At 52.8% G+C, this 12,131-nt stretch carries 4 protein-coding genes; 2 read left to right on the top strand and 2 right to left on the bottom strand.

Going from position 1 to position 12,131, the window contains the following annotated elements; translation table 11 throughout:
• The first annotated feature begins 348 nt into the window (after positions 1-348).
• Positions 349-2,766, top strand: coding sequence for an outer membrane beta-barrel protein (locus B036_RS0120045; RefSeq protein ID WP_020570521.1), 2,418 nt, complete (start codon positions 349-351; stop codon positions 2,764-2,766).
• A gap of 145 nt (positions 2,767-2,911) precedes the next feature.
• Here the strand turns inward: B036_RS0120045 and B036_RS0120040 are convergent, their stop codons facing one another.
• Together B036_RS0120040 and B036_RS0120030 are read right to left on the bottom strand one after the other, a co-directional pair.
• A complete protein-coding gene (locus B036_RS0120040) occupies positions 2,912-5,830 on the bottom strand; it encodes a metallophosphoesterase family protein (protein WP_044103233.1) in 2,919 nt (972 codons plus the stop codon).
• A 631-nt stretch (positions 5,831-6,461) separates the two neighbouring features.
• Positions 6,462-10,691, bottom strand: coding sequence for a two-component regulator propeller domain-containing protein (locus tag B036_RS0120030; RefSeq protein WP_157472257.1), 4,230 nt, complete (start codon positions 10,689-10,691; stop codon positions 6,462-6,464).
• Positions 10,692-10,979: 288 nt separating this feature from the next.
• Here B036_RS0120030 and B036_RS0120025 point away from each other — a divergent pair, with 288 nt between their 5' ends.
• Complete coding sequence (locus tag B036_RS0120025) at positions 10,980-12,122, top strand: alginate lyase family protein (RefSeq protein WP_020570516.1); 1,143 nt, start codon at positions 10,980-10,982, stop codon at positions 12,120-12,122.
• The last annotated feature ends 9 nt before the right edge of the window (positions 12,123-12,131 follow it).

The following is a 12,131-nucleotide window of genomic DNA, read 5'->3' as shown; positions in this document are numbered from 1 at the left end:
GGCGGCCGTTAGGCCTGACTCGTCGGCCGAGCAGTCGTTAAAGACCCAAAATCACTCGGCGGACGAGTCAGGGCTAGCGCCCGCCTCGGCCGACGAGCGATTTCTAGCGATGGCCGCAAAGCCCAAAATTCTGTACATTCTACCTCCAAGGAGAACCCAATGTACGCTTCCCATTAGACGCAACCACGATGAAGGAGCGACAGGAGGTATTCTTTGTGATCTCTTAGTCTCAGACCTGTGCGCGCAACACCGTAGTGCTGCCGCACGGTACTACTCGGGCCGGAGACCACTCGACCATAGACAGCTACAAAAACCCGACCTTCGTCCCTCCAAACCAACATCCTCTAGATGAAAAGACTTACCCGCCTGTCTCTAGCCCTGCTATTAACCCTCCTCTGCACCAGCGCCCGCGCCCAAAACACCCTAACCGCCCAACTACAAAACGCCAATTCCGCCCCCGTCCCCTACGCCAACATAGCCCTGTACGCAGATTCCAACCTCGTCAAAGTTGAAACCACCAACGACGCCGGCATTGTCCGCATGACCAACGTAGCCTCTGGCGACTACACCCTCATCGCCACCTACCTAGGCGCACCAGACCTGGTGAAAGAACTCTCCGTCACCAGCAATCTGGACCTGGGCATCCTCCGCCTCGCCCCCGCCGCCGTAGAACTGGAAGGTGCCACCATCACCGCCAAACGCGCGCTGGTGGAGATCAAACCCGACCGCACCGTCTTCAACGTCCAGGGCACCATCAACGCCGTAGGCGAAAACGGGCTGGACCTGCTGCGCAAAGCCCCGGGCGTCACCATCGACAATAACGACAACATCAACGTACTGAGCCGCAGCGGCGTGCTCGTTTACGTAGACGGGAAACGCCTGCCCCTGGCAGGCGCCGACCTCGCCGACTACCTCCGCAACCTAACCGCCGAACAGATCGACCGCATCGACATCATCACCAACCCCGGCGCGAAGTACGAGGCGGAAGGCAACGCTGGTATCCTCGACATCCGCCTGCGGAAAAGCGATCAGGAAGGCGCCAACGGCACGGCCAACTACACCATCAGCCAGGGCCGCTACCAGAAGATGAACGGCTCGGTGGCGGGCAATTACCGCAACCGAAATCTCAACGTCTTCGGGCAAGTGGGTAGCAACGACGGGCGGCAGTTCTCCCAGGTCGATTTCCTGACCTTCCAGAACGGCCTGCAAACACTGGAAGACAGCCGCAATTTCTTTACCTGGAACAACGTCAACGGCCGCGTGGGGGCCGACTTCTTCCTGTCCGACAAACAAACCCTCGGCATCCTCTTCGACGGGCAGACGCAGCACGGCATCCAGACGAACCGGTCCGACATCGAGATCGCGCTGATCGACCAACCAGTAGACAGCATCCTGCTGGCCCGCTCCCGCTCGGACGACGACCAGGACCGCGCCACCTTCAACCTCAACTACCGCTTCGATGCGGGTAAGGGCACGAGCCTGAACGTCGACCTCGACTACGGTACCTTCCGGAACCGCGCCTTCCGCCGCCAGCCCAACGTCTACTTCGCGCCCGACCGGACAACGGAGCTGAGCGAGATCACCAACAGTTTCGATACGCCCACCGACATCAGTATCGCCACCTTCAAGGTCGACTACGAACGGCCGCTCGGCAAAGGCCAGTTCGGCACCGGCATCAAACTGAGCCAGGTGGGGACGGACAACAGCTTCCAGCTCTTCGACGAAATTGGTGGTGTGGAGACCTTCAACGTCGACCAGTCCAATATTTTCGCCTACGATGAGCACGTCTACGCGGGTTACCTCAGCTACAACGGTAGTTTCTCCGACCGCGTCAGCTACGCCGCCGGTCTGCGGGCCGAGATCACCGATGCCACGGGCATCCTCACCGCCTTCAACGGGCAGGCGGAGCCGCCGGTGGAACTCAACTACGTCAGCTTCTTCCCCTCCGCGGGTCTGACTTACCAGCTCGACGCGGAGAAGGGCAACAGCCTGGCGCTGAACTACGGCCGGCGCATCAACCGGCCCGACTACAACGTGCTCAACCCCTTCCGCATCCAGGTCAGCCAGTTGAGTTTCGAACTCGGTAATCCGCGCCTGAACCCGGAGATCGTCGACAACGTAGAACTGGGCTACACCCTCGCCTACCGCTACAATTTCAAGCTAGCTTACTCGAAGACCAGTGACCAGATCACCCGCCTGATCGGTCCCGACCCGGTAGACCCCCGCGCCGGCTTCATTAGCTGGGACAACCTGGCCGAGAACACCGTCATCAGTTTCAACGCCGCCCTACCCTTCACCGTTACACCGAAATGGGACGCCTTTTTCAACCTCAGCGCCAGCCACATCGACAACCAGGCTGACTATGGCGACGGCGCGGTGATCGACCTGCAGGCCTTCAGCTACAACATTTTTACGCAGCATACCTTCAAGCTTCCGTGGAATTTTACGGGGGAGATCGGTGGCTTCTTCGCCGGGCCCGGCATCTGGGGCGGGGTGTTTGAGTACGACGAGAGCTGGTCGTTTAACCTGGGCCTGCAGCGCAAGTTTTTCAACGATCAACTGAACGTTAAACTCGCTGGTAATGACCTGTTTTACCAGGTGGGTTGGTCGGGCGAAACTAACTTTAATGGCCAGCAAGGCTTCGGTGGCGGCAATTACGATAGTCGGCGGGTGGCGCTGTCACTTAGCTATACCTTCGGCAACCAGAAAATTCAGCGCCGGAAGCGGGATACTGGGATTGGGGAGGAAGCTGGACGAGTCAATTAGTCAAACAGTCAGGGAGTCAAACAATGCGGCCGGCACCATCTTACTCCCTGACTCCTTAACTATACAACTAATTCTGCCCTCCAAGAAGATTACTCTGGCCGTTAAAACTACCAGACTCATCCAACCTCTCTGGCACCAGTACTTTTTAGGGTAAAATATAGTTGAAGTCCACTACAATTTTTTCCTGTACGCGCTCAAACTTCCCATTCTCAGAATTAATAACTTCGACGGTCATTTCTTTTTTCACGTAATCGAACTTGACCAGTGGGTACTTCATGTACTCAGCTGCTCCACCAAAAAAGATGGGCACTGTTCTTGTTTCATCTCCCGGGAGGGTTACTTTCCAATTCTTCTTTACGGGTGAGGAGTAACTTTGTCCGTAATCGTACTGACCGACTCTTTCGTGCAAATGGCCGGCGAAAATGGCAATAACGTTGGGGTTCTCACTTAAAATTTCGGTAAACCGGCGGTAATCTTCGGAGGTGTTTGAAGACCGTTCCAACTCGGATAAAGTATCCCGTACCGACAAACTTTTAGCGGTTGCAGCATCTGGATTACCACGAGAATGAAAGGCATTGGCATCAATGGCGTGCATATTAAGTACAACGGGCTCATCTTTGGGAATCCGTTTTAGTTGTGCTTCTAACCAATCCAATGATTTCGTTACTTCAAAATGAGTGGTGGCCATTCTACCCGAACGGTAAACGTGGAGATCAATCTCATAGGATGGATAGTTCTGTAACTGTAAGAAATGAAACTTTCCAATGTTGAATCCATAAGCGTAGCTGCCTTTATTTTTGAACCGTGATTCCATTAAGTCGGGCCGGGCTCCGTTATTAGTAGCACCTGGAATAGTTTTTATGTGTTCAGCCATCTGATCGAGTGGCCTGGCACCTCTCCCGTTCGCTGCATGGGCATTTCCTCCGTAAGCTGCCCAACTTAGTGCGTAATTGTCATAATCATGGTTGCCTAAACCTAAGTAGAGATTTAGTCCCCGGTTGAGGTATTCTTCCTCGAAAAAGGCTAGCTGGGCGTCGTCCGCAACGTTGGTTAAGTCTCCGTTAATAATTGTCCCGGCAAAATTAGGCGTCTCCGTTGCTGCGGTGACCAGGCTCTGAATGTGCCAGCGATTTGCCGTTTCACTCGTCCCGGCAATATCTTTACAGGGGGTACTTACACAAAACCCTATTTGTGTATCTGACATAATAGCCATACTGAACAGGTTTTTATCAAAAGCAAACTTGGTTTGGTTTGGGTACACCAATGGTCCGTCTTCAAATAGGATCCTACTCTGCCCTTTGCCTTCCGTAAAGTCAGTTCTGCCGGTGCGGGTCTGTTCGCTAAGTCGAACGGCATAGCCGTTTGGTAAGGTGACCTCGGCCTTACAATCGGAAGCTTCAAGATCAACTTCTCCCCACATTCCCGCAATTCCTTTGTCGACACAACGGTCCGGTCGGGGGAAATAAATGCCATTAACCGTTAGTGGGGTGTTGCTGCATTCAGTACTCCAATCCTCGGTTTGGGTGTTCTCAAGGCGAGCAAAGTAGGTTCGCTTACCACTTCCGGTACAATCTTGTTTGGTCCAGGTTCCCCACTTGGCGATCTTCGATTCGGGTAAGCAGGTATCGTCTTTAATGTCCCACTCGCCCCACATACCAGCGGCGCCCTGGTCGCTGGTCCGTGTCGGCGTACCCCGGTTGACGCCATTGATGACGATGGAAGTACTTTTGGCGGCAGCTTCCCAGCCCAGCCCGGCGTCGGAAGCCAGGCGGGCAGAGTATTGTACAATGCCAGTGCCTTTGCAGCCATCGCTTTTAGCTGCGCCCCATCTGGCCACGCAGGTATCGTCTTCAATGTCCCATTCGCCCCACATACCACCGGCGGCACCCTGGTCGCTCGTGCGTTTGGGTGGCCCCTGGTCGATACCGTTGATGGTAATGGAAGTGCTTTTGGCGGCAGCTTCCCAGCCCAGCCCGGCATCAGAAGCCAGGCGGGCGGAGTACTGCACGATGCCGGTGCCTTTACAATCATCCTTTTTTGGTGTGCCCCATTTGGCCACACAGGTATTGTCTTCAATATCCCATTCGCCCCACATACCACCGGCGGCACCCTGGTCTCTCGTGCGTTTGGGTGGGCCCTGGTCGATACCGTTGATGGTAATGGAAGTGCTTTTGGCGGCAGCTTCCCAGCCCAGCCCGGCATCAGAAGCCAGGCGGGCGGAGTACTGCACGATGCCAGTGCCTTTGCAGCCATCGCTTTTAGCTGCGCCCCATCTGGCCACGCAGGTATCGTCTTTAATTTCCCATTCGCCCCACATACCACCGGCGGCACCCTGGTCGCTCGTGCGTTTGGGTGGGCCCTGGTCGATACCGTTGATGGTAATGGAAGTGCTTTTGGCGGCAGCTTCCCAGCCCATTCCGGCATCAGAAGCCAGGCGGGCGGAGTACTGTACGATGCCATTGCCTTTACAATCGTCACGTTTGGCTGCTCCCCACTTAGGGGTACAGGTATTGTCCGGGATGTCCCATTCGCCCCACATACCGCCGACACCTTGATTACTGGTGCGGACCGGGCGTCCCCGATCAACGCCCTGGATAAGAATGGAGGTACTTTTGGCGGCGGCTTCCCAGCTCATGCCGGCCGTTGAGGCTAAGCGGGCGGAGTAAGTAGCCCTGCCATTTCCGATGCAGCGGTCCTTTTTTGGAGCACCCCATTTGGGCAGGCAGGAAGCATCTTTGATGTCCCATTCACCCCACATGCCGCCCCATCCCTGGTTGCTGGTCCGGTCGGGGGTACCTTGGTTGATCCCAAGAATGCGGATGGAGGTGCTTTTGGCCGCAGCTTCCCAGCCCTTGCCGCCGTCGTTCGCCAGTTTGGCAGAGTAGGTGGCTATACCACTACCGATGCAACGGTCTTTTTTAGGAGCGCCCCAGGACTGAGCAGAAAGGGGGATACTGAAGAGTAGCGCGCATAAGAAGCATAAGGTTTCCAGGGAAGAAAAAATGGGCAAGAAGCGCGCTTTTTTACTTACTGCTTTTTGGATATTTCTATTGAAGGATGACATGGTGATCTGTTATTTACAGGTGATGTTCTTCTTAGGGATCTTAGCTACAGGCACGAGGCAAGTAGTTATTTAATTGGCATGTTTTTTGGGCGGGGCCGCAGGTGCATAGTAAGGTTTTGAGCAGCGGAGGGGGGTGATTGTCCACCTTGCTCTTTTACCTTTTATGGCCCCTGCGTTCGCGCCTACAGATTCGCTATTGCGGTATCATGACAGGAGGCATCGGTTCCACCCGCACAGAGGGTATCTTCGAGTTACCAACCAATTATGTAGCTGACTTTTTTGCATGCTTCCTGGATATGTTTCCAGGCGGCCTGGCAGTCCTGGCAGGCTTCTCCCATACCGGGCTTCCCCTTCAACCTTCATGTATTCCAGGATGGCGTATTGGGTATCCGCCTCTTGGGCAGATAGGTGAATAGGGAGTAAAAAGCTCACAACAGCCAGCAAAAGAATAAAGGATCTCATAGTTGTTCGATTAGGTGGATAGTAGCAGGAGGCGCGCCTCCTTAAGAACAATCGCAAAGTGCAACTTAGCCGCTCCAAGTACTCTTCACCTATTCCACATCAGCGAAATAAGAGTAGCACATATTCACCATTTACCTTGAAAAACACCCCCTTAATAACTGCATATCAACTACTTACGAATTCCCCCCGGTGGAAAGCCAAACTCATCAGAAAACACCCGGGTGAAGTAGTTGGGGTCATTAAAACCCACCGAGTAGGCGACTTCAGAGATGTTGTTTTCCGTCGTTTTCAATAATTCTGCCGCTCGCTCCAGGCGAATAAACCGAATAAACTGGCTGGGGGTTCTTCCCGTCAAGGCCTTAAGCTTCCGGTTCACCTGCGTATTGCTGAGCCGGGCTGCATGGCAAAGGTGGACAACACCCAGGTCCGGATCATCTATTCGATCCGTAACGACGGTGATTAACTTTTTCAAGAACTGATCTTCAAGCGTAGGGTCCTGCTTGGTCCGTAAGGTTTCAGTCAAGGAGGAGGTGCCGGAATAAGTGCCTTGCAAGGTTTTGCGAAGCACGACCAAATTATCCAACCATACGAAGAGCTCCTCTTTGTGAAAAGGTTTCACCAGGTAGGCATCTGCGCCAACTTTGAGCCCTTTAAGCCGGTCCTCATGGGTTGCTTTAGCCGTGAGCAAGACAATGGGAATGTGACTGCTACGTTCGTCTTGTTTCAGTATCAGGCAAACTTCATAACCGTCCTTTCCTGGCATCATCACATCGCTGATGATAATGTCCGGAACAACCTCCAGGGCTTTTTCAATGCCACTTTGGCCATTGGCAGCAGTGACGACCTCATAGGTGGGAGCTAATAAGTCGACAATGTAAAAAACGACATCTGCATTGTCTTCAATAAGTAGGAGTAAAGGCTTCTCGCCTTCAGGGTCAAGGCCAGCAAATGATTTTAGTTTCGACGATGGCGCAGGAGGTGAAACAGAAGTACTGACGGCCTGAAACGCCTTATGCTGTACGGCTGCTTCGTTTTGTATTGGCAAAAACAAGGTGAAGAGCGTTCCTTTACCAACCGAGCTTTCCACTTCAATGGTGCCCCCCATCAATTCGACCAGTTTTTTAGTAAGGGCCAACCCAATTCCAGTTCCTCCGCGCGTACGGGTGGAAGAACTGTCCGTTTGATAAAATCGATCAAAAATACGGGACAGGTCTTCTGGAGGAATCCCGATGCCCGTGTCGGTGACCTTGAGCTTTAAAAAAGATTGTTCTCCCCGCTTCTCCTCCGTGGCGTGCAGCAATATTTTGCCACCCTTATCCGTAAACTTCAGCGCATTAGACAGCAGATTGTAAATGACTTGCTGTACAACCTGCTCATCAAAATCCATATTCACCGATGGCGTCTCCGGGTAAAAAAGCAGGCGGATTTCTTTTTCCTGGGCCATCGAATAAAACGATTCGGTCAGGTATTGCAGGTAGAGGATAATATCTCCCTGCGCCAAAGTTATTGACATGGCATCCGCATCCAATTTGGACAAGTCTAACAGCTGATTTATGAGGCGTAACAGGTTTTGGCTGTTTCGCTCGATCAGGTTTCGTTCCTGCTGATGACCACGAATGTTGTCCACCATGCCAAGAATGACGGTGAGCGGCGTTCGAAATTCGTGGGTGATGTTGGCATAAAGCCGGGCCTTCGATTCATCAAGTTCCCGGAGTTGTTGCATCTTGTCTTCGGCAACTTCTGCCCGCAATCGGGCTTCCGTTACACTCGCTTTGGCACGTTCAGACTTAAGGAGCTTTTCCCTTTCCTTTATCCGGATGAAAAGTATGGCCCCGACCAATAATCCAATGAAGAGGGCTAAGGCAATAGGGGTCTTCCACCATGGCGGCCGAATGATGATATTCATCGTGGCAGACTGCTGGCTCCAGGTCCCTTCAGGGTTGGCGGACTGTACCCGGAATACATATTCTCCCGGTGGAAGATTGGGATAAATGGCCGTACGCTGATCCCCGACGTAGCGCCAGTCCTCCTCGTAGTTTTCCAGTAAGTAGCGAAATTCATTTGCTTCCGGTCGGACGAAATGCAGACCTGCGTATTTGAAGGTCAGGTCATTTTGTCGAAACGATAAATGAATAGAGGCCTCCAGTTCACCGGAATCATTCACCTGCCGACTGATCAACGTATCGGCATCATTGTTGAAAATCATCAGGCCGGTGATGACGGGCACGGGTGCGAAACTGTCTACATAAACCGTGGTTGGGTCAAACCGTAAGATGCCTCCATCTCCGCCAAAAAGTAAGTCTCCATCATTTGCAGTAGTTACTGCGTGTGGGTAAAAGGTCTGAATTGGCGGCAACTGGTACTCGGGGAAAGTTTGGAGCTCCTTTGCCCCCTCCGTTAACCAGGCCAGGCCATGGTCCGTACTAACCCACAACCGGTTCTTTTCGTCTTTGATGAGGGCACATATGGTATTGCCTGGCAGTCCATTTTCTTTCGAAAAGCTTGTCACCTCACGGGTACCCGGATCAAAGGCTAATAACTGCCCACCATTTGTACCTAGCCATACGATCGAGCCGTCATCCAGGACAGTAGAGATGTTGTACCCCTCCAGCACCGCAGTAACTTTCGTCCCGGCCGGCGATATTTTATACAAACCCTGGTCTGCACCAAGCCAGATATTTCCATCCTTCGATTGGCTAAGTACGTTCCCAGACACCTGCTGCGGGAAGTCCCCCGACAGGTCGTGCAGTGCCTCAAAACCGTCCCTTCCAGCCACTACCTTATTGACCCCCTCAGTTCCCGTCACCCATATTTCTCCTGATGGCCCCTCGGTAATGGAGGCAAGGTAAAATCGCATTTTTCGGGCATCCACTTTTCGATGAGGCCTAAGCTGACCGGTTGATGGGTGAAAATGTAGCAATCCGTAGTGGTGGCTCCCTACCCAAAAATTATCTGCCTGGTCCAGGTGCAAAGACAGGATCATCTCTGAGGGGGTTCCGGTAGTAGAGTGGTTGTTTATCCGGAATAATTTGTAGGTGCCGCTTACCGCATCGATACGTTCAAGACCCGCCCACGTTCCTGCCCAAATATTTCCTTGCTTGTCCAACAAAACTTCTTCCACGTGGGTATCTACGAGGCCGGCGGCCTGTGATGTTTTTTGCCCGATTACCTGAAAGGAAGTGGTCCTGGGCAGTACCTTATTAAGCCCATTCCAGGTACTTACCCATAAAATATTTTGCTGATCTTCAAAGAGCGACCAAACAATATTGCCACTCAGGCTGGTTGGCTTTGCAGCATCATATTCATAATGATCAAACGTACCCGCTTCGGGATCAAAGCGATCAAGCCCTCCCTGGAAAGCCCCGGTCCAAAGAACACCCAAGTGATCCTCCCGAAAACAGGTAATGGTCGCTTCCTTACCTAACGCCAATCGTAGGGTGGGCCACTCAGGCGCGGTAGCAGGCCAGTCAGCCTTGGTTGGATCGGTAAAAGTTCCCAATTCCCTATCCATTAATTGCAAACCTCCTCCCCAGGTGGCTACCCAGAAATTTCCTTCCTCATCTTCAAAAAGTGTACTGATTTCATTGTTGCCAAGACTGGAAGGGTTTGTCGGATCATGTTCGTAGCGAACAAAGGCATCCGTTTTCGGATTGTAGCGGTTCAACCCACCCCAGTTGGTGTAGTCGTCCCAGGGATCTCCGGTACCTACCCATAAAGTCCCTTTTCGATCAAGATATATTTTAAAGCCAACGGCGCTGCTCAGGCTTTGCTTATTTTCCGAATCATGGTCATACCTGATAAACCTGTCGGCAATTGGGTCATAACGATTTAAGCCGTTCTTGCTGGTTCCAATCCACAGCCGGCCCTCCTGATCTTCGCTGATGGCATGTATTATATTTTCGCTCCCCCCTTCCGGAACATTTAGGTAGCGCGTGAATTTGTTTTCCAGGGGATCGTAGCGATTCAGCCCATTCCACGTGCCCACCCAAATCGCCCCCGATCGGTCCACATAAATGACTTCCGCGGTACTGTTCGACAGGGAAGTTTCGTCATCAGGATCGTGGGTAAAACTAAGCAACTCATAGCCATCGTAACGGTGTAAGGCTTCCTGGGTACCGATCCAAATAAAACCTTGTTGGTCCTGGGTAACACAGATAACTTTATTTGCGGCTAAACCGTCTCTGGTCGTCAGTTGCTCAAAGGATATTGGTGCAGTTAGGCCTTGAAATCCTGCTTGGGCAGTTAGGCAACTGTTTCCCACAAAAAGGCCAAATACCACCAGGCACATATACCGCTTAAGCCAGCAAATTGAATTAAGCAATGATGCGCCACCTACCACCCCCGGAACATGAGGTGAAAGGAAGTATTCGCTAAGGTCAAGTATCTTTTTTCTATACAAATAATCTAAAGATTGGTAAAGTAAGAAAGCTAAATGGCTAGTGGCTGATTCCTGAGTTCATGACCGCCCACCAGGTATTTTGCACGTGGATCCTAAAGTTATGCATAATACGCAAGTTGTAGCGTATAGCAGAATTCTGTCCGCCTGCATTACATAGTTAAGGACACTAGCAGGCTGTCGGAGAGCTTCTAATAAGGGCGCGGTCGCAGGATGCAAAGCAGGTTTTTAAGGAGCAATGCCTTCACCTCCAGGTAAACTATGTTATCTTGACGCAAAAACAACTCCGCCATGCCAAAATTACTGCCATTGATCCTCTTTCTCCTACTTACCGTAAGCTGCAAACCTGGACAAGACCCGGCCGTAACGGAAACGGCCCAAAGCCACCCAGCGGATGTTTGGCTTGCCGAACAACCAATACCCATTACGGCAGCAGTAAGCCCCCGCAGCGCGGGTGGCCCGCGCGACTTCTACTCCGAAGGTGACTACTGGTGGCCCGACCCCGAAAATCCGGATGGCCCTTACATCCGCCGGGATGGGAAATCTAATCCCGATAATTTTGTCGCCCATCGGCATGCGATGGTTAATCTTTCGAAGGCCGTATCCGCTTTGGTTGCTGCTTACCAGGAAACCGGTGATCAGAAGTACGCCGACCATGCCATGAAGTACCTACGTACCTGGTTCGTCGACCCGACCACCAGCATGACCCCACACCTGCTCTACGCGCAGGCCATCAGTGGAAAAGTAACCGGCCGCGGCATCGGCATCATCGACACGATTCACCTGATCGAAGTAGCTAAAGCCATCCAGGTACTGCGGGACCTTGGTTACCTGAAGGGAGGAGAACTTGCTACCATCACCGGTTGGTTCGATCAGTACCTGACCTGGATGACCACTCACCCATACGGCCAGGACGAGCAAATGCACGGCAACAACCACAGTACCTGGTACGCGGCCCAGGTGGCCGCCTTCGCCACCCTGACCGGCCGGGAGGCCGAGATGCAACTGGCGCGCCAGCGCTTCAAAGCCCTCCTACCCGAGCAGATGAACGAAGAGGGCGGATTCATCGATGAACTCAAACGCACCAAACCCTACATCTACGAGCTCTTCCACCTGGAGGGTTATTCCATTCTGGCGGAGTTGGCCTCCACTCCGGAAGATGACCTGTGGGAATTCACCGAAAACAACCGCAGCTTAAAAAAGGGCTGGGCATTTATGCTGCCCTATATCGAAGACAAAGCTTCCTGGCCCTACCCTCCCGACGTACAGAACTTCGACGAAGTACCGTTGCAGACCGTCGGTCTTTTACTGGCGGCCAAAGCCTACGAAGATGAGCGGATGATGCAGGTATGGAAAGGCCTGAAGCCCGACCAGAACTCGCCGGAAATTGAGCGAAACTTTCCGGTACGCAGACCGGGGCTGTGGGTCGATTAATTCGAGAAT

The organism is Neolewinella persica DSM 23188 (assembly GCF_000373105.1).
GTDB classification, from domain to species: Bacteria; Bacteroidota; Bacteroidia; order Chitinophagales; family Saprospiraceae; genus Neolewinella; species Neolewinella persica.
Note: the sequence above shows the minus strand (reverse complement) of the source record. Positions and strands in the feature narration are given on the sequence as shown.